Annotated in this window: 17 protein-coding genes and 1 tRNA gene; 14 read left to right on the top strand and 4 right to left on the bottom strand. The window is 62.5% G+C overall.

Annotated elements, in window-relative coordinates:
• Positions 1-28 precede the first annotated feature (28 nt).
• The 5 genes from EWM57_RS07265 (at position 29) to EWM57_RS07245 (ending at position 5501) form a co-directional block, all read left to right on the top strand.
• Positions 29-2149: a M13 family metallopeptidase gene (locus EWM57_RS07265; protein ID WP_129920476.1), complete on the top strand. Its 2121-nt coding sequence runs from the start codon at positions 29-31 to the stop codon at positions 2147-2149.
• Positions 2150-2364: 215 nt separating this feature from the next.
• The gene (locus EWM57_RS07260; RefSeq protein WP_129920475.1) at positions 2365-2790 is read left to right on the top strand and encodes a hypothetical protein; all 426 of its coding nucleotides are present in this window, start codon (positions 2365-2367) and stop codon (positions 2788-2790) included.
• Positions 2791-2921: 131 nt separating this feature from the next.
• Positions 2922-3287 carry a BlaI/MecI/CopY family transcriptional regulator gene (locus tag EWM57_RS07255; RefSeq protein ID WP_129920474.1) on the top strand — a complete coding sequence of 122 codons (366 nt, stop codon included), beginning with the start codon at positions 2922-2924 and terminating at the stop codon, positions 3285-3287.
• A 2-nt stretch (positions 3288-3289) separates the two neighbouring features.
• Positions 3290-4726 (top strand): M56 family metallopeptidase, encoded by a 1437-nt coding sequence (locus EWM57_RS07250; protein ID WP_129920473.1) that lies wholly within the window; start codon positions 3290-3292, stop codon positions 4724-4726.
• Between the two features lie 166 nt (positions 4727-4892).
• On the top strand, positions 4893-5501 hold the full coding sequence (locus EWM57_RS07245) for a pentapeptide repeat-containing protein (protein WP_129920472.1): 609 nt from the start codon (positions 4893-4895) through the stop codon (positions 5499-5501).
• Here the strand turns inward: EWM57_RS07245 and EWM57_RS07240 are convergent.
• Positions 5498-6352, bottom strand: coding sequence for a pirin family protein (locus tag EWM57_RS07240; protein WP_129920471.1), 855 nt, complete (start codon positions 6350-6352; stop codon positions 5498-5500). The genes EWM57_RS07245 and EWM57_RS07240 overlap by 4 nt on opposite strands.
• Positions 6353-6781: 429 nt before the next feature.
• Here EWM57_RS07240 and EWM57_RS07235 point away from each other — a divergent pair, with 429 nt between their 5' ends.
• The 4 genes from EWM57_RS07235 (at position 6782) to EWM57_RS07220 (ending at position 10311) form a co-directional block, all read left to right on the top strand.
• Positions 6782-7051, top strand: coding sequence for a hypothetical protein (locus EWM57_RS07235; RefSeq protein ID WP_129920470.1), 270 nt, complete (start codon positions 6782-6784; stop codon positions 7049-7051).
• A 465-nt stretch (positions 7052-7516) separates the two neighbouring features.
• The gene (locus EWM57_RS07230; RefSeq protein WP_129920469.1) at positions 7517-7924 is read left to right on the top strand and encodes a nuclear transport factor 2 family protein; all 408 of its coding nucleotides are present in this window, start codon (positions 7517-7519) and stop codon (positions 7922-7924) included.
• A 134-nt stretch (positions 7925-8058) separates the two neighbouring features.
• A complete protein-coding gene (locus EWM57_RS07225) occupies positions 8059-9717 on the top strand; it encodes an MFS transporter (RefSeq protein ID WP_129920468.1) in 1659 nt (552 codons plus the stop codon).
• Positions 9718-10005: 288 nt separating this feature from the next.
• On the top strand, positions 10006-10311 hold the full coding sequence (locus EWM57_RS07220; RefSeq protein WP_129920467.1) for a hypothetical protein: 306 nt from the start codon (positions 10006-10008) through the stop codon (positions 10309-10311).
• Between the two features lie 279 nt (positions 10312-10590).
• Here the strand turns inward: EWM57_RS07220 and EWM57_RS07215 are convergent.
• Positions 10591-10663 (bottom strand) — tRNA-Met (locus tag EWM57_RS07215).
• 250 nt (positions 10664-10913) lie between these two features.
• Here EWM57_RS07215 and EWM57_RS07210 point away from each other — a divergent pair.
• Entirely contained in the window at positions 10914-12083 is a 1170-nt protein-coding gene (locus tag EWM57_RS07210) for an alpha/beta hydrolase (RefSeq protein ID WP_242510008.1), read from the top strand.
• A 185-nt stretch (positions 12084-12268) separates the two neighbouring features.
• Here the strand turns inward: EWM57_RS07210 and EWM57_RS07205 are convergent, their stop codons facing one another.
• Entirely contained in the window at positions 12269-14122 is a 1854-nt protein-coding gene (locus tag EWM57_RS07205; RefSeq protein WP_129920466.1) for a POTRA domain-containing protein, read from the bottom strand.
• A 175-nt stretch (positions 14123-14297) separates the two neighbouring features.
• Here EWM57_RS07205 and hemW point away from each other — a divergent pair, with 175 nt between their 5' ends.
• Genes hemW through EWM57_RS07185 form a run of 4 tightly spaced genes read left to right on the top strand, consistent with a single transcriptional unit; the run spans position 14298 to position 17432 of the window.
• Positions 14298-15434, top strand: a complete 1137-nt coding sequence (hemW, locus tag EWM57_RS07200) for a radical SAM family heme chaperone HemW (RefSeq protein WP_129920465.1) — start codon at positions 14298-14300, stop codon at positions 15432-15434.
• A gap of 51 nt (positions 15435-15485) precedes the next feature.
• On the top strand, positions 15486-15974 hold the full coding sequence (locus EWM57_RS07195) for a hypothetical protein (protein ID WP_129920464.1): 489 nt from the start codon (positions 15486-15488) through the stop codon (positions 15972-15974).
• 7 nt (positions 15975-15981) lie between these two features.
• Entirely contained in the window at positions 15982-16647 is a 666-nt protein-coding gene (locus EWM57_RS07190) for an alpha/beta fold hydrolase (protein WP_129920463.1), read from the top strand.
• Positions 16648-16658: 11 nt separating this feature from the next.
• Positions 16659-17432 carry a cyclase family protein gene (locus tag EWM57_RS07185; RefSeq protein WP_129920462.1) on the top strand — a complete coding sequence of 258 codons (774 nt, stop codon included), beginning with the start codon at positions 16659-16661 and terminating at the stop codon, positions 17430-17432.
• Between the two features lie 137 nt (positions 17433-17569).
• Here EWM57_RS07185 and rpmA read toward each other — a convergent pair whose 3' ends face one another.
• A complete protein-coding gene (rpmA, locus tag EWM57_RS07180) occupies positions 17570-17842 on the bottom strand; it encodes a 50S ribosomal protein L27 (RefSeq protein WP_129920461.1) in 273 nt (90 codons plus the stop codon).
• Between the last annotated feature and the right edge of the window lie 92 nt (positions 17843-17934).

The raw sequence follows: 17934 nt of genomic DNA, 5'->3' as shown, positions 1-17934 counted from the left end.
CCCCGCTTTCCCACCGTTTATTCGTTGTATGATCAAAAAAAATAACCTGCTGCTCGTGCTCGGCGCCGCCTCCGGCCTGACCCTGGCCGGCTGCGCCACGAGCAAAACTTCGGCTTCGGCCGCTGCCACTACTACCCCCGAAACCGTCAGCCCCGCGGCTGCTCCGGCGGGCCCTGTGCTCAAGGGCGTGGGCCTCGACATGGCCAATGCTGATCTGTCGGTGTCGCCCTGCGACAATTTCTTCCAGTACGCCTCGGGCACCTGGCTCAAGAACAACCCGATTCCGGCCGCCGAGCCGCGCTGGAGTTCCTGGAACCAGCTCATCAACCAGAACGAGGCCGTGATGCGCCAGATTCTGGACGAGGCCGCCGCCAACCGCGCCGCTACCAAAGGCAGCAACCTGCAGAAGGTCGGTGATTTTTACGCTTCAGCCATGGACTCAGCCGCCATCGAAAAGGCCGGCCTGAAGTACCTGCAGCCCGAGCTGGCGCGCATAGCCGCCATCAAGGACCTGAAAGGCCTGCAGCTGGCCCTGGCCCACCAGCAGATGCTGCGCACGGGCTCGGTACTGGGCGTGGGCGTGGCCCAGGACCGCAAGAAAAGCACCGAGTACGCCGTCTACATGTCGCAGGGCGGCCTGTCGATGCCCGACCGGGACTACTACCTCAAGGACGACGCCCGCTCCAAAACCGTGCGTGCCGCCTACGTGACGTACCTGACCAACACCTTCCGCCAGCTCGGCGACTCGGAGGCCGCGGCTCAGAAAAACGCGGCTACCGTGCTGCGCATCGAAACCCGGCTGGCCAAGGCCTCCAAGGACCGGGTGGCCCTGCGCGACCCGTACGCCAACTACAACAAGATGACCGTGGCCCAGGCCAGCCAGCAGTTCCCGAACCTGGCCGTGCCGACGCTGTTGCAGCAAGCGGGCCTGGGTACGGCCAAAGAGGTGATTGTGGGGCAGCCGGAGTTTATGAAGGAAGCCAGCACCGCCCTCAAGGCCGAGCCGCTTGGCGACTGGAAAACCTACCTGCGCTGGCACTTGGTGGCTTCGGTGGCCAGTGCGCTGCCCAAGTCCTTCGTTGATGAAAGCTTCCGGTACAACCAGGTGCTGTCGGGCGCCAAGCAGCAGCAGCCCCGCTGGAAGCGCATGCTGCGCGCCACCGACGGCTCGCTGGGCGAGGCGTTCGGCCAGCTCTACGTCGACAAGGCCTTCACGCCCGAAACCAAGCAGAAGGCCCTGGAAATGGTCAACAACATCCGCGAGTCGATGGGGGAGCACATCCAGCAAAGCACCTGGATGAGCGCCGCCACCAAGGAGGAGGCCATGAAGAAGCTCAACGCCTTCACCGTCAAAATCGGCTACCCCGACCAGTGGAAGGACTATTCGGCCCTGACCATCTCGCGTGAGTCGTACCTGAAAAACGTGCTGGCCGCCCGGGAGTGGGATACCAAGGATAACCTGAAGCGCTACGGCGGCCCCATCCGTCGCGGCGACTGGAGCATGACCCCGCCCACGGTAAATGCCTACTACAACTCCTCGCTCAACGAAATCGTGTTTCCGGCCGGCATCATGCAGCCCCCGTTCTTCGACCCCAAGGCCGACGACGCGGTGAACTACGGCGGCATGGGCGCCGTTATCGGCCACGAAATCACCCACGGCTTCGACGACAAAGGCCGGCAGTCGGACGCCGAAGGCAACCTGCGCGACTGGTGGACCAAGGAAGACAACGACAAGTTCAACCAGCGCGCCGACATGGTGGGGGCCCAGTACAGCGCTTTCTCGCCCCTGGACTCGGTATATGTGAACGGCAAGCTGACCATGGGCGAAAACCTGGCCGACCTCGGCGGTCTGAACTTGGCCTACACCGCCCTGCAGAAGCAGCTCCAGAAGCAGTACGGCTCGAACCCGCGTCCGCTCTACGACGGCCTCACGCCCGAGCAGCGCTTTTTCCTGAGCTGGGCCCAGGTGTGGCGCACCAATGCCCGCCCCGAATACCTGCGCCAGCAGGTGCTCACTGATCCGCACTCCCCGGCCCAGTACCGCACCAATGGTCCGCTGATGAACATGCCCGAGTTCTTCGAGGCCTTCGGCTGTAAAGACAACGCCAAGATGGTCCGCGCCCAGAGCGAGCGGGCCAAGATCTGGTAAGTTGAGCTAGCCCTAGCCCTGTGCATAAGTCAGAAAAGCCTTCCGCGCCGTGCGGAAGGCTTTTTTTGTGCGGCGGTCCGGAACTTTTGGTAGCCACTTGGTAGGAGTGGGCGTACGGCATCTGCCACCTTCCTGCTCCGGGCGCTACGCCGCTGAGGCAGCCCGGGCGCGGGCGGCGGAATAGTGCCTACTTTGCGGCCCTCATTCCCCGCCCTATGCATCCTGACCCCACGGCTGATCTGCTGACCCTGACCTACCGCCCCGATCTGGGCATTTTCGTGGGGCGCTGGGGTTGTCAGCCGGCCGTAGAAGCGCTGCCCGCCGTGTACCGGGAGCTGAAGCAGCAGGCCCTGGCGGCGGGCTGCCACTACTGGCTGCAGGATATCCGGCGCCGCGCCTTCAACGATCCGCAGACCACCCAATGGCTGCTCACCGATTTCTTTCCCGAAATGAGCCGCCTGCTGGGCGGCCGCCTCGCGGTGGCGTACCTGGTCGGGCCGGCGCTGATGGAGGCTATTGTCAACGGCCCGGGCTTTCGGGAGCCGGGGGCGTTTGATAATCAGCCTTACGTCGTCGCCTTTTTCGGCGACGAAGGACAGGCCATTGCCTGGCTCAACCAGCAGCGCCTGGGTTCCCGGTAACTCCCCGCATTTCTGAAAAGGGCTTTTAAACCCCGTTAAACGGCTTTCTTTCAGGGCCTGAAATTATTTCTGCGCCTTCGTTGGTCTTTATTACGAATTGTTCGTAGAATTACGAAAAAATCGTAATGGTGATGGAACGACTAACTCAATCGGAAGAGGAGGCCATGCAGGTGCTGTGGCAGCAGGGCGGGGGCTTTATCAAGGAAGTGCTGGAAAAGCTGCCCGAACCGGTGCCGCCCTACACCACCCTGGCTTCCACCATTCGCAACCTGGAGCGCAAGGGCTACCTGCGGGCCGAAAAACTGGGCAACTCCTACCGCTTCGAGCCGCTGGTGAAAGCCGAGGACTACCGCAAGAAGTTCATGAGCACCTTCGTGAGCGACTATTTCCGCAACTCCTATAAAGAGCTGGTTTCGTTTTTCGCCAAGGAAGAGAAAATCAGCGCCGCCGAGCTGCAGGAAATCATTCGCATGATCGAAGAAGGCAAAAAGGACTAGCTATGTCGGCGCTGCTTGTATATCTGCTCCAGGCCAACGTGGCTTTGGCGCTATTCTGGGCCGGGTACTGGCTGGGACTGCGGCGGCTCACGTTTTACACCCTCAACCGCGGCTATCTGCTGGGGGCCATCGGCTTTTCGGTCCTGTACCCGCTGCTGCCCCTGCCCGGGCTGCTCGGCCCAGCTACCCCGCTGGTCGGTACCGTGCAGCAGCTGGCCCCCGACTGGCAGACGCTCAGCCGGCCGGCCGCCGCGGGCGTGACGTGGCATTACTGGGTGGAGCTGGCGTACTGGGCGGGCGTTATCGGGCTGCTGCTGCGGCTGGCGGGCCAGCTGGTGGCCCTCTACCGCCTGCGCCGCGACTCCGTGCCGGCCAGCTGGCACGGGCAGCCGTTTCGGCGCGTGAGGGGAGTCCTGAATCCGTTTTCATTCTGGCAGACAGTCTACCTCAACCCCGCGCAGCACCCGGCCGCCGAGCTGCCCGCCATCCTGGCCCACGAGCGGGTGCACGTGCGGCAGTGGCACACCCTGGACGTGCTGCTGGCCCAAGTGCAGCAGGCTTTCTACTGGTTTAATCCCGGGGCCTGGCTGCTGCGCCGCGCGGTGCTCGAAAACCTGGAGTTCATCACCGACCGGGCCGTGCTACGCGCCGGCCTGCTCGACAGCAAAGCCTACCAGTACAGCCTGGTCAAGCTGAGTACTATGGCGCCGGGGGCAGCGCTGGCCAACCATTTCACCTTTCTTATCCTCAAAAACCGCATTATGATGATGAACAAATCCCAGTCCTCCCGCCTGCACCTGGCCAAGTACGCCCTGGTGCTGCCCCTGGCCACCCTGACCATGGCCTTCACCGGCACTCCGCTGCGGCCCGCTGCCCCGGCCTCTGCGGCTTCCGCGGCGCTGGCCGCGGAACTGCTCTACTTCGTGGACGGCCAGCCCGTCAGCAAGGCGGCCGCCGACCAGCTGGACCCGAAAGCCATTGAGTCGATGAACGTGCTGCAGGGCGCCGACGCAGTCCGGAGCTTTGGTGCCGGCGCCACGGCGGGCGTCATCGTGATTACGACCAGGAAGAACAAGGATTCGGCGGCGGTGCAGGCATTCAATGCGCAGCACCACCTCACCTACCGCCTGCCTACGGCCCAGGAAACGGCCCAGCGCAAGGCCGACTTGGCGGGCAAGCTGATTCTGGTTGATGGCCAGGAAATTACGGCCGAGCAGCTTAGCCAGATTCCTCCCGCCCAGATTCAGCAGATGAAGGTGTACCAGGGCGACGAGGCGGCGCAGAAATTCGGGGACAAGGGCCGCCAGGGCGTCATCGAAGTGAAACTAAAGCCTAAGAAAGGCGGTCCGACCGGCTGGCTACGCCCCGCGGCGGGCTTATCCTTGGGTTACGCGCAGCTATATATTGTTAGGATCGGTGGTGGAGTGGCCCCCTGCTGATCAGGTACGTGCTATCCTTATTCTATGTATTGCCAAAAGCAGCCCGCTGAAAGCCGGCTGCTTTTGTGCTGGTCGGCAATTTCCGAAAAACGGCGTGCCCGCGTCCTGGAGCGGCGGCCGGGGCGTATCTTTGGAGCCCGTCGTATCACCCGTTTTCCCGGTTCCAGTGAAGCCCCGCCGCAAGCCCAGCCTGCCCCGCAAGCCCGATTCCTTTCCCCCCGAAAACGTGTTCGAGCGTTGGGATGCCGCCCAGCTGCTGCGGCACGGCCGCGAGTTTGAGCAGTGCCACTTCATCGGGGCCGACTTGGCGGGGGCCGACCTGGGCAACCTGCTTTTCGTCGACTGCCTGTTTGAGCGCTGCAACCTGGCGTCAGCGTCCCTGGCCGGCACCAGCCTGCAAAACGTGGCCTTCGACGGCTGTAAGCTGTCGGGGCTGCAATTCACGGCCTGCCGCGACATGCTCTTCGGCGTCCACTTCGACCAGTGCCAGCTGTCGTACACTTCCTTTTACGGCCGCAAGATGCCCTACACGCGCTTCAGCGGCTGTCAGCTCACCGAGGCCGACTTCGGCGGCGCCGACCTCACGGAAGCCGTGTTTCAGGACTGCAACTTGGCCGGCACCACCTTTGAGCGCACCCAGCTCGGCGGCGCCGATTTCACCACGGCCACCGGCTTTCTGATTGATCCGGAAATGAACCAGCTCCGCAAAGCCCGTTTCAGCCTGGCCGGGCTGCCGGGCCTGCTCAGCCGGCACGAGTTGGTTATCGAGGCCTAGCCGTGCCAGGTACCAAACTTGCCCGCCTGGTAATCCTGGTAGGCCTGCCGGATTTCGTCCTCGGTGTTCATCACGAAGGGGCCGTAAGCCAGAATGGGCTCCCGGAAAGGCGCCGCGTGCCCGAGCAGCAGCACCGCGTCGGTTAAGGCTTCAATCAGCAGCTCGTCGCCGTCGTAGTTGAACTCGGTGAGCTTGCGGGCTTCGGTCTGCTGCCCGTTCACGCGCAGCGTGCCCCGAATGGTGTAAAAGAACACGGTGTGGGCAGCCGGAATGGGCAGGCGCACCTGCCCCCCGGCCTTAAAGTCAATCGTGGCCAGATTCATGGCGGTCAAAGGCTGCACGGCACCGGCCGTCCCCGCCCACTGCCCCGACACGGCATGGATCAGAACGCGTCCTTCGTCCTGGCTCACGACCGGAATTTCGTCCTGCTGGAGGCCGATATAGCGTGGCGCCACCATCTTATCCTTGGCCGGCAGGTTCACCCAAAGCTGCAGAATTTCCAGGTCGCCACCCGTCTGCTTAAACTCCGGCGAGGATACTTCACTGTGAATCAGCCCGCTGCCGGCCGTCATCCACTGAATGCCGCCCGCTCCAATGATGCTTTGGTGGCCGCCGCTGTCCTGGTGCATGATGTCGCCGGCCAAAATAAAGGTCACGGTTTCGAAGCCCCGGTGCGGGTGGGGGCCAAACGGCAGGCCGCGGTTGTGGGGAGCGTAACGCTGGGGGCCGTGGTGGTTCAGGAATAGAAAAGGGTCGAGGTGCTCGACGGCGGGCGTGGGCAGGGCCCGGTAGGTAACGAGGTCGGCAATGGGGGCGCTGACGGCCTGGTGCTGTTGTTTGACGGTGCGCATAAGCTTCGCGAAACCAGAAAAATGGGGTGGCTGGGTTCAGCTGCATACCGGGCCGGGGACTGAATTGTTTCTGGCGGTATCCAGTCTGGGGTGCTGCCCGGTAGGAGCCACCTTATAATGGGTGCTCTGTTGTCGGGCTGCTCAACTTCGGCGTCAGCGGCCTGGATGATGAAGTTTACAGTATAATTATTTTTATAAGTGCTCACTAGTTTTGAATTGGTGTTTACACATGAGTAACGGAATAGTTAGAAGCGTTTGTATTAGAATAAATCAATTTATTCATTCTAATATTCGATCAAGATTTATTTTATAAATTTTGAACATTTCTGATATACGTTCTCTATATTCGTTCTATGCAACGCTCGGATTGGATGCGGCCACATCCTTTGTTCATTGCAGGAATTGAAAAACACTTTTAAAATCTCTCCTATGTCCAAAATACTACTCTTGCTGTTTTGCGCATTGATGATCTTCGCCGATACGCAGCCCGTTCTGGCGAATCCGCCGGGAGTATTCCTTTTCCGTTCTAAGGCTCGCATTACGGAAGGCTCGCACATGCCCAACTATAAGAAATACCGCGGCAACAGCCGGCACAAGGCCCGGAAGCTGGGCGTGTATAAGCGGTGGCGGTTGCGTTGCAAAGCCAAGCATAAAGCCCACAAGATTGCGCAGCCCCGTACCAGCCGTACCACGCTGTAGGGCCTGCCTTTGACAACTCATACTAGCCTCACTCCACCTGGTTTCTGCGGAAGCCGGGCTGGGTGGGGCTAGTTGTGTTTTCGGGCTAGGGCCATTCCCGGAGCTTTGCCCGATCCCGGCCCCGCATTCTGGTAATAATGCTGTGAAGAGCCTCGGCGCCGGCCCCCTTGGTGGACGACGCGGAAATATTTTCCGAAAAACAGCCACCGCCTTATTATCGGGTGGTTTATATATAGTTGGTTGTTAATCTGCGGCTTGCGGCGGCGGGAGGCGGATGAGGTCGGTCCTAACAAGGACTGGAGCGGGGCTTACTAAGTTCTAGATGGGCTGCGGCACGCACGAAAAGGCCATTGTGGGCGTTGGGTGCCGGAGCCGGAAGCTAATGACAGTAGCAAACCTCAAGGCCCTGCTTATCTTGGCATTCCGATTCCTGCTTCCCTCTCACACCTACCTGCTGCATACATCATGGACGAGCACTTCGCCGTTGTTAGATCTTACCTTGCCCTGAGCCAGGCGCTGGAAACGTCCCCCGCTGCCTACGCCAACGTCTTTCATCCTCAGATTGAGCAGATTGAGTACCCGAACCTGCTCACCAAAACCACCCAGCGCCGTACCTTTGAGGCAATTCTGGATAACATCCGGGCCGGGCGGGAGCTGCTGAAAAGCCCGCAGTTTGAAGACATCCAACTCGTGGCCCGTACCGACGGCAGCGTGGTGCTGGAAACGCACTGGCACGCCACCATTATGAAGGACTTCAGCCCCATGCGGAGCGGGGGGGAGCTGGCAGCACATTTCTGCATGATCTTCGAGTTTGAGGACGGCCTCATTATCCGACACCGTACCTACCGCTGCTACGAGTTGTTTTCCGAATAGCGTAGCAGTCCATTGCCCGGCGTGCATCGGCGCGTAGGGGAGAAGGTCATCCTGGCCGGACCAATTGCCGTACGAGGTTGTTTGACAGGGGAGGGCCGCCGCATGTGGCGGTAGGTCCGCTGTCAGTTCCGCCTATGAGTTCCCCCGCTACTACCCTGCCCGAAGCCAAGCCCACGCTCTGGACTCCGTTTGCCTTTACCGTCTTCCGGGCCATCTGGATTGCGGGGCTGGTATCGAACATTGGGACCTGGATGCAGAACGTGGCCGGCGTGTGGCTGGTAACCACGCTCACCAGCTCGGCCCTGCTGGTGGCTTTGATGCAAACCGCTACCAGCCTGCCCGCCTTTTTGCTGAGCCTGCCCGCGGGCGTCATGGCCGACCTTATCGACCGGCGCCGGCTGCTGCTGTTCACCCAGGCTTTTATGGCCGTGGTGGCCACCTTGCTGGGGGCGCTGGCCCTCACAGGGCAGATTTCGGCGCTGGGCGTGCTCGGCTTCACGTTTCTACTCGGCATGGGCGCGGCCCTGAATGCTCCCATCTGGCAAACGGTGGTCACGGAGCTGGTGCCCCGGCCCGTGCTGCCCTTTGCCATCACCCTGAACGGAATCAGCAACAACATTGCCCGGGCCATCGGGCCGGCCATTGGCGGAGTAATTATTGCCTACTACTCGCCCGGCTTCGTGTTTCTGCTCAACGGCCTCTCGTTTCTGGGTACCTGGGCCGTGGTCTACAGCTGGAAGCGTACTGCCGTGGCCGAAGACGCTGGGCCGGTTGAGAACTTTATTGGGGCGCTGCGCGCGGGCATGCGCTACGTGCAGTACTCCCCGACGCTGTATGGCGTGCTGGTGCGCACGTTTGCTTTTTCCTTCGGGGCCAGCGCCATGTGGGCCCTGGTGTCGGTGGTGGTGGCCCGCCGGCTGGGGCTGAGCTCGGGTCACTACGGCACCATGCTTTCCTGGCTGGGCGCCGGGGCAGTGGGCGGCGCCGTGCTGATGGGTCGGGCCGGCTCCCGGCTCAACTTCAACCAGCGGGTGCTGCTGGGCAGCTTGGCTTTCGTGGGGACCAATGCGGCGCTGGCCTTGTTTACGTCCATCTACTGGCTGTATCCGGTTATGTTTTTCTCGGGGGTTTGCTGGCTGATGGTCATGACTAGCTTCAGCACCACCGTGCAGCTGAACGTACCTAAGTGGGTGCAGGCCCGCGTGACGAGCATTTACATGTTGGTGTTTCAGGCCGGGCTTTCGGTGGGCAGTCTTGTTTGGGGGGAACTGGCCGACCGGGCTACCGTTAGCATAGCGCTGCTGGGGGCCGCGGGCTGGATGCTGCTGAGCTCATTGCTGGCCCTGCCTTTTCCCATGCGCTCGGGCGAAAACCTGAACCTTGACCCCGCCGGCCACTGGCCCGACCCCGAGGTGCAGGGCACCGTGGACCCCGACGACGGCCCGGTGGTGGTGATGGTAGAATACGAAGTAGCCCCGGCCAACTGGCCCGCGTTCCGCCAAGCCGCCGGGCAGCTTACCCGCCTGCGCCTGCGCGACGGCGCCCTACGCGCGGGGGTCTTTGCCGACTTGGCCCATCCGGAGCGGATTACGGAGTTTTTCTACGTAGCCACCTGGGGGGAGCATCAGCGCCAGCACCATCGGTTCACGAAGGAAGATCAGGCGGTGGAAGCCCAGGTGCAGCAGTTTCACACCGGCTCCGCCCCGCCTCGGGTTACGCACTTTCTGGCGTTTCCCAAGTCCTCCAACATTGAGATGCCCATGCCGCTGCCGGGCTTTGGAGCTCAGCAGTAGCGCACTGGCCGGCACCGGAGTGCCCATAGCAGCCAGCACAAATTGTGGCGGGGCAGAATCCTGCCCGGGACTTTCTGCGTAGTATCGTAAGAAGAGCAATTGTAGAAAACCCGGATGGACCCGAAGTTGATGTTTGCTCTCGTTTTCGTTAAAGAGTTGAATTTCAGGTTGCTGTCGAATGCTTCGGGGCCTTTGCCCGGTATTGAAGCGTTGGTTTACCGGGGCGGCAGATTGGCTTAATCTTTGAGAAGGCACGTTCAGGGCCACCAGCGTTTCACATTTCGTATTATGACCAAGTTCATCCTCCTCCTGCTGTGCGCCTTTCTGGTGCTTGTAGAGCCCGCCACGGCGCTAGCCGAATCGACGGGCACCGCCGAAGCGCTGACCGAAACGCTGGCTTATCCCCGAGTGCCCCGGCCCGTGTATAAGCGCTACCGCGGCAACAGCCGGAGCAAGCACCGCAAGCCCGGTTTCTTCCGCCGCATGAAGCTGCGCCGCCAAGCCAAGCGCAAGCAGGCAACTCCGGTAACGCGCAAAGCCAAAGGCGTTATCAAGGTAGATGCTCCGGTAGGCACCATGCCGCCCAAGCCCTAAAGCATTCCGGCCCACCCTGTTTTTTGAATCACGTTCAGCCGTCCTTCCGCAAAGAAGGGCGGCTGATTTGTTTGTGGCTGGTACCGGTAGCAAATGATGCTCCGGCCCCGGCTAGCCGCGTGTGCCGCCAAACTTGCTTGGCGTGACGACGCCACTTGCGCACGCACGACAACGCCCCATGCTCTTGTTCAGAACGTGGGGCGCTGTCGTGGGTACCAGGCTGGCAGAAGGCTAAAAAGAAAAAGGCCATTTCCTGGTTGGAAACGGCCTCTTCGTAGGTAGCGGGGACAGGACTCGAACCTGTGACCTTTGGGTTATGAGCCCAACGAGCTACCAACTGCTCCACCCCGCACTGTTTGGTGATGCAAATGTAAGAGGCTTTTTTAGAAAAACATCATCTGCTAAGTATAATAGCGGCCCGGCGAGGCTTCTGGGCTGATTATCAGTCTAATTGTTTTAAAGGAGCTCAACTGTATCACGGCAGCAGATACTCGCCTGCGGGCTGAGTGCTCCTTGCCGTCGCCAAATAAGTCAACCGGGTTTAACACTTGCGGCGTACATGCATATGTTCTTTCCGTTCCTACTTTTTCTTGTCTAAACACATGACTATTCCGTTTTCCTCTCCCTTCGTCGGCCGGGCCCGCCTGCTGACTCCGATTTTCGCATCCATGCTGGGCTTGGCAGCGTGCAGCAGCCCCCAAAACAACGAGCAGGCGGGGGCCACCACCGACGCAGCCAGCACGATGGCGGACACTGCCGCCGCTGCTCCGAGTGCCGCCCCGAAAGCGGTCCAGCCGGCCGGGCCTGCCCCGGCCTGGGCTCCCGATATTGCCCCTGAAATGCAGACCGTCATCGAGAAGCTGGCTAGCCTGAGCGGGCCCACGCCCCCCGAGAAGCTGCCGGTAGCGGAAGTGCGCAAGGCTCCTTCGGCCACCGATGCCACCATGGCCGTGATGAAAGACTACGGCATTCAAACGCCGCCCTCGAAGCTCGACACGATGAGCCGGGAAGTGGCGCCGGGCGTGAAAGCCCGCATCTATACTCCCAAAGGCGCTACGGGGCCACTGCCGGTGGTGGTATACTACCACGGCGGGGGCTGGGTCATTGCCAACCTCGATACTTATGATCCTTCCGTGCGGGCCCTGGCCGAGCAGACCGGCGCCATTTTCGTGTCGGTGGCCTACCGGCAGGCCCCGGAGCATAAGTTTCCCACGGCCCACAACGACTCCTTCGCCGCTTATCAGTGGGTGCTGAAAAATGCCGCCTCCATCAAGGGTGACCCCAAGCGCGTGGCCGTAGCCGGGGAAAGCGCCGGGGGCAACCTAGCCGCTGCCGTCTGCATGATGGCCCGCGACAAAGGCGTGATGCAGCCCAAGCACCAGCTGCTGGTGTACCCCATTGCCGGCTACGACCTGAATACGCCCTCCTACCAGAAAAATGCCCAGGCCAAACCGCTGAGCAAGCCCTTCATGGCCTGGTTCTTCGATAAATATCTGCGCACGCCGGCCGACGGTAAAAACCCACTGATTTCGCTCGTCACGGCTCCTAACCTGAAAGGCCTGGCCCCCGCCACCGTTATCGGGGCCGGCATCGACCCGCTGATGAGTGAGGGCAAAACCTACGCCGATAAGCTGCAGGCGGCCGGGGTGCCGGTTACCTACAAGCTCTACGACAACGTGACTCACGAATTCTTCGGCATGGGCGCCGTGGTGCCCGAAGCCAAAGCCGCCGAGGCCCAGGCTGCCGAGGAACTGAAAAAGGCACTGCAGTAACCACCCAGTAGCAGGCAGCCCGAGTTGTCGTCTGCTTTCCGGAGCGAGATTCTACGCCCGATTTTATCAGAAAAGCCCCGACGCCTGCTGGCGGCGGGGCTTTTTGCGTGCTCTGAAGCTGTTTTACGCGAGGAGCCCCACTATTAAAAGGCCTATACAGCAGCCTATCCAAACGGCTCGGCGCACTAAAACCGGCTGGTGATGCCGAAGTGGATCTTGGAGGCGTTCAGCGAAAAGGACTGGCCCTGAGCCCGACCCACGGAATACACGAACTGGAACAAGCCCGCGCCGGTGCGGAAGCTCAGCCCCGCGCCCAGGCCGGTGGGCGTGTCGGAAGCCCGGTCGTTGCGCAGGTCCCGGCGCAGGTAGGCTTGGTCGGCAAAGACGAACACGTAGGCGTCGCCGCCGGTGAACTGCCGGAATTCGACGGTGCCGATGCCGTAGGAGCTGGCATAAAAGGCGTACTCGTTGAAGCCTCGCAAAGTGGCCAGCCCACCCAGGCGGAACATGTCGTTGAGAAACAGCCGCTGATTTACCAACGACTCACCCCGGAGCCGGGCTAGCACCACCCCGTTTTTGCCTACCGGAAAATAGCGCTCGGCCCGTAGGCTGAGCGTGACCTGGGTGGAGCGCAGCGGCAGACGCTGGTAGAGCGTGTCGTTGAGGTCGGCATTCTTGCTGATGCGCTTGGTGCCTACCGCGCCCTGGGCGCTGGCCAGGGTGCCGCGGCGGGGAAAAAATAGGTCGTCGAGGGTGTTCCAGCCGTATTCGAGGCCGTAGGAGTTAAACTCGGAGTCGATGGTATCGGGCAGCACGGTCCGGGTACGGAAGGTGGAGTCGGAGAGCAGGCGGGAGCTGCGGCGCTCGGTGAAAAACGTGATGCGCCCGGCCCGGGCCGTGGGGTAGGTTACCTGCACCCGGGGCCGCAGGGTGAGAAAAGCATTCGACTGCTTGTAGAGGTTGAACGTGCCGGCCAGCTCCAGCGGGGTGCCGAAGAAATTGGGGTGCACGTACTGGGCATCAAAGAGCTGGGAGGCCACGTCGAGCTTGCGCCACTGCACCCCGATCTGCTTGCCGCCCCCGCTGAGGTTGCGCAGGTTGATGGTCACGTCGCCGGTAATCTGCACCTTCTTCTGGCCCACCCCCGGATTAGGATTGGGCAGCACGCCCACGATGGCGTCGAACTGGTTGGCGGCCCGGTCGTTGATGAGCAGATATACCCGGGCCTTTCCGTTGGCGAAGCGCACCTGGGGCTCGGAGCGCACCTGCAGGTAAGGCAGCTGGCGCAACAGGCGGGCGGCGGCATCCACGCGCTGCTGACTATAGGGCTGGTTGGGGAAAATCTGCAGGTACTTGGTCAAAAACCGCTTGCGAGTCTTGGTGGTGCCCACAATCTGAATTGAGTCGAAGACCACCACCCTGCCCCGGTCCAGCACCACCCGCCCCTCGATGTCGGCCCCGCGCAGCTGCACCGAGTCGAGGCGGACGGTGGCGAAGGGGTAGCCCTGGTTTTCGGCTTCGATGAGAATCTTCTGCTGGAGCCGGGCCCACTCGGCGGGCTGGAAGGGGCGGTTAGCGTACAGCTTTTCGCGGAAGCCGGCCCGGGTGAGCAGGCCGTCGCCGAGGTTGCCGTTGCGCAGCCGCGCCCAGCGAAACTGCTCGCCCACGTAGAGCTGCACCTGCAGCGTGTCGTGGCGCCAGCGCATGGCGTCGGCGGAGGCCGTCAGGTAGGAGTCGGCCTGCAGGGCCAGCACCAGCTCCCGCACCGCCCGTTGGGCCGCCAGGGAGTCGGGAGCCGAGGCCGCGGGGCGGTAGCGCTTCACCAGAGCCTGGTCGGCGGCCTCGGTCGTGAAGCGCAGAATCTTGCGGGGACCCAGTGCCTTCTTCCGGCTCAGCGTATCGGGCCGGGCCGGGGCAGGAGGGAAGGCCGGGGACTGCACCGGAACCTGACCGGGGGCCGGCAACGTTTGAGCCCGCAGGCCGCCCGGCCACGCCAGCAGCAGACTCAGCAGGAAGAAAACGAGGGGCCGGGCGTACATTTGGGAACACAAACGCAGAACTGCGCTTTTAATTTCCCGAAAGTACAATTGGCCGGCTCAGCGCCCCGACTCCCACCCGGCGCGCGGTGGCCTACCCCCAAACCAGCCGGCCCTATCCGTTGCCGCCCAGCCGCCCGGCCGCGCCCTTATTTCGTTTCTCCAGCTTATTTCCACCATGTCCGGCCTCTACCTTCACATTCCCTTCTGCAAGCAGGCCTGCCACTACTGCGACTTCCACTTCAGCACTTCAATGGCGCTGAAAAGCCGGCTGGTCGAAGCGCTGGAGCGGGAAATGCTGCTGCGGGCGGCCTACCTGGGGCCGGTACCGGTACTCGAAACCATCTACTTCGGCGGGGGCACGCCCTCCCTGCTCACGGCGGCCGAGCTGGACACGATTTTCACCGCCATCCACCGGCACTTCCGGGTGGCGCCGGGGGCGGAAATCACCCTGGAGGCCAACCCCGATGACCTTACCCCGGCCAAGCTGCGCGAGCTGGCCGCCTCGCCCGTCAACCGGCTCAGCATCGGCCTGCAAAGCTTCCACGAGCCCCACCTTCGCCTGATGAACCGCGCCCACTCGGCCCGGGAGTCGTTGGCCAGCGTGCGAATGGCCCAGGACGTGGGGTTTGAGAATATTTCCATCGACCTGATCTACGGCGTGCCGGCCCCCGACCACGGCATCTGGGAGCAGGACCTGGCCCGGGCCTTTGAACTGCAGGTGCCCCACCTCTCGTGCTACGCCCTGACCATCGAGCCCGACACGGTGTTTGGCCGCCGCCTGCGCAAGGGCACCTTCGTGGCCCCGCCCGACGAGTTCGTGGCCGCCCAGTTTGAGCGCCTGCTGGCCGCGCTGCCGGGCCAGGGCTACGAGCAGTACGAAATATCAAACTTCTGCCGGCCCGGCCGGGAGTCGCGCCACAACGCCAACTACTGGCGCGGCGTGCCCTACCTGGGCCTCGGCCCCAGCGCCCACTCCTTCGACGGGAGCAGCCGCGAGTACGCCGTGGCCAACAATACCCAGTACGTGACGGCAGTATTGGAGCAGAACGAGGTACCCGTCACCCGCGAAATTCTTTCGCCCACCGACCGGGCCAACGAATATCTGATGACCAGCCTGCGCACCGCCCGGGGCTGCGACCTGCGTCACCTGCACCAGACCTTGGGCGTCGACCTGCTCACCCAACGTGCTGAGTATCTGCGAGAGTTGCAGACCAACGGCTGGGCTACCGTGCACGAGCATACCCTGCGCCTCACCGACCGGGGCAAGCTGCTGGCCGACCAAATCACGCTGGAGCTGTTTCTGGCGGCGTAATCCGGGGCGCCGGCGCTGGTTGGAAGCAACAGTTTTGCGTATGTTCAGGTAATGAAACGCCTGATTGACGCCCTCGCCGACGATGCCGACTTTTTCGTCGAGCAGATCCAGCTGACCGCCATTGTCTTCGACAACACCGACGACGTGACGGTATGGGCCACGACGTTTCTCGACGAGAGCCTGCACTTTTTTCACCTGGGCCTGCAGTTTCCCTCCCTCGATTTGCTGCTGCGCCTGGCCGGCCCCCGGGCCGAAGCCCTGCAGGAGGAAGTTGCCGAAGCCTTAGCTACCGTTACGGAATGGCCCTGCCTGCTGGAGTACACGAGTGAGGAAAAGCCCCCCGTGCCCCTGGCCGGCGTAGCCATGAAGCTCTCGTGCACCTATCCGGCCGAAGACTTCGAAAACGACGAGGAGGAAGAAGGGGAGGAGCTGGACCTGGGTCTCGACGAGGGTGACGACGAGGAAGAGGAGGACTACGAAGGCAGCACCCCGCACAACATCTTTTACCTGGAAGGCGTGTTTCTGCGCCTCGAGCCCTAGCCCGCCGATGCCGCCGGTGTTTTACCTGATTCCGGGCCTGGGTGCCGACGAGCGGGTATTCCGCGACCTGCAGCCGGCCCTGTACGGCGAAACCCACGTGCTCAGCTGGCTGCCGCCCACGTCTCCCACCGAACCCTTGCCGCACTACGCCGCCCGCGTGGCCGCCGGCATCCCGTTTGAGCAGGCTTGCTTTGTGGTGGGCGTGTCGTTTGGCGGGATAGTGGCCCTGGAAATTGCCCGCCTCCGCCCCCGGGCCCGGGTTGTGCTGGTGTCCAGCATTCCCGATGCGGCCTCGCTGCCGCCTTTGCTCCGGCTGGTGCGCCACACCGGCCTGCACCGGCTCGTGCCCCCGCAGGCGCTGAAGCTGTTTCCCCGGGTCGGCCAGTGGTATTTCGGGGTGAACTCGGGAGCCGACTACCAGCTCTTCAAACGGATTCTGCGCGACACCGACCCGGTTTACGCCCGCTGGGCCATTCGCCAGCTGCTGCACTGGGACAGCCGCGGCGTCGGCGCGGCCGTCCGCATCCACGGCACCCACGACCGGGTGCTGCCCCGCGGACCGGCTCCCGTCGACCACCTGATTCCGGGCGGCACGCACTTCATGGTGTTGAGCCGGGCTGCGGAGCTCGGCCAGATTCTCAACGAGCTGGCCCAGGCGCCCGCCAATCCGTAATTCCCCACGCTATGCTCGCCACGTATCCCCACCTCGGCCGCCCATACTACTTCGACCCCGCCACCCCGCTCGACATTTCCCTGCCCCTGGCCCCGGGTCCCGGGCAAGTCAACTGCTTTTGGGCCGAGCCGGTGCAGTTTGATACCATTCGGGTGGGCTCGTTCGTGGGCAGCGTGGCATTGGGCGGCAGCACTAATTACCAGCGCGTCCACCTGACGCCCCACGGCAACGGTACCCACACCGAGTGCTACGGCCACATCAGTCCCGACCCCGCCGCTACGCTCAACCGCTGCCTGGCGCGCTTTCTGTGGGTGGCCCAACTCGTGTCCGTGACGCCCCGGCCCCAGCCCAACGGCGACTTGGTCGTGCTGCTGGCCGACGTGCAGCCTTTACTGGAAGCAGCCGACCAGGCGCCCGAAGCCGTGATTCTGCGCACCTTGCCCAATGAGGAAGCCAAGCGCCACCGGCAGTACTCCGGCACCAACCCCACGTATATCGAGCCGGCGCTGGCGCACTACCTAGTAGCCCACAACGTGCAGCACCTGCTGCTCGACTTGCCCAGCGTCGACCGGGAGGAGGACAACGGGGAGCTGCTGGCCCACCACGCCTTCTGGCAGTACCCCCAGGCTACCCGCACCGCCTGCACCATCACTGAGCTCATCTTCGTGCCCGATGCCGTGTCCGACGGCCTGTACCTGCTCAACCTGCAGGTGACCAGCCTGGAGCTGGACGCCAGCCCGAGTAAGCCGGTCCTTTACGCGCTGACCCCGAATTTCGGGGCGTAGTCTCCTAATAAGTAAAGGCACCAGCACAGGAAATGCCTACAAGCCAGAAAAGCCACCCCGGCTGGGGTGGCTTTTCTGGTTCAGACTATCCGGCCACGCAGGACGTGCGAGCTGGCTACTCCGAAAAGAGTGGGGTGTTAGGCAGCAGCAACTTCCGAAACCGGAACCACCGTCACGAACGAACGGTCTTTACGGCCCTTGCGGAACTGCACCGTGCCGTCGACCATAGCGAACAGCGTGTGGTCCTTGCCAATACCCACGTTCTGGCCGGGGTGGTGCTTGGTGCCGCGCTGACGCACGATGATGTTACCAGCAATGATGTCTTGACCGCCGAAGATCTTCACGCCCAAGCGCTTAGAAGGAGATTCGCGGCCGTTGTTGGAGCTACCTACGCCTTTCTTGTGTGCCATTGTATTTAGTACTTAGTGCTTGGTTATCAGTGCTTAGAATGTCGCGTTAGAGCCGAACGACCCCGGGATTACCCAGGTACCAGGCACTAACA

This window comes from Hymenobacter persicinus (assembly GCF_004167665.1).
Classification (GTDB): Bacteria; Bacteroidota; Bacteroidia; order Cytophagales; family Hymenobacteraceae; genus Hymenobacter; species Hymenobacter persicinus.
This window is presented reverse-complemented; position numbering and strand designations above follow the sequence as displayed.

Bases quoted from the DNA above. Each gene is read 5' to 3' on its own strand.
- EWM57_RS07260 (WP_129920475.1), top strand. From the start codon at position 2,365: ATGCATCCTGACCCCACGGCTGATCTGCTGACCCTGACCTACCGCCCC.
- EWM57_RS07225 (WP_129920468.1), top strand. From the start codon at position 8,059: ATGAGTTCCCCCGCTACTACCCTGCCCGAAGCCAAGCCCACGCTCTGG.
- EWM57_RS07240 (WP_129920471.1), bottom strand. From the start codon at position 6,352: ATGCGCACCGTCAAACAACAGCACCAGGCCGTCAGCGCCCCCATTGCC.
- EWM57_RS07195 (WP_129920464.1), top strand. From the start codon at position 15,486: ATGAAACGCCTGATTGACGCCCTCGCCGACGATGCCGACTTTTTCGTC.
- EWM57_RS07185 (WP_129920462.1), top strand. From the start codon at position 16,659: ATGCTCGCCACGTATCCCCACCTCGGCCGCCCATACTACTTCGACCCC.
- EWM57_RS07205 (WP_129920466.1), bottom strand. From the start codon at position 14,122: ATGTACGCCCGGCCCCTCGTTTTCTTCCTGCTGAGTCTGCTGCTGGCG.
- EWM57_RS07255 (WP_129920474.1), top strand. From the start codon at position 2,922: ATGGAACGACTAACTCAATCGGAAGAGGAGGCCATGCAGGTGCTGTGG.
- rpmA (WP_129920461.1), bottom strand. From the start codon at position 17,842: ATGGCACACAAGAAAGGCGTAGGTAGCTCCAACAACGGCCGCGAATCT.
- EWM57_RS07265 (WP_129920476.1), top strand. From the start codon at position 29: ATGATCAAAAAAAATAACCTGCTGCTCGTGCTCGGCGCCGCCTCCGGC.
- EWM57_RS07190 (WP_129920463.1), top strand. From the start codon at position 15,982: ATGCCGCCGGTGTTTTACCTGATTCCGGGCCTGGGTGCCGACGAGCGG.
- EWM57_RS07235 (WP_129920470.1), top strand. From the start codon at position 6,782: ATGTCCAAAATACTACTCTTGCTGTTTTGCGCATTGATGATCTTCGCC.
- EWM57_RS07210 (WP_242510008.1), top strand. From the start codon at position 10,914: ATGACTATTCCGTTTTCCTCTCCCTTCGTCGGCCGGGCCCGCCTGCTG.
- EWM57_RS07220 (WP_129920467.1), top strand. From the start codon at position 10,006: ATGACCAAGTTCATCCTCCTCCTGCTGTGCGCCTTTCTGGTGCTTGTA.
- EWM57_RS07230 (WP_129920469.1), top strand. From the start codon at position 7,517: ATGGACGAGCACTTCGCCGTTGTTAGATCTTACCTTGCCCTGAGCCAG.
- hemW (WP_129920465.1), top strand. From the start codon at position 14,298: ATGTCCGGCCTCTACCTTCACATTCCCTTCTGCAAGCAGGCCTGCCAC.
- EWM57_RS07250 (WP_129920473.1), top strand. From the start codon at position 3,290: ATGTCGGCGCTGCTTGTATATCTGCTCCAGGCCAACGTGGCTTTGGCG.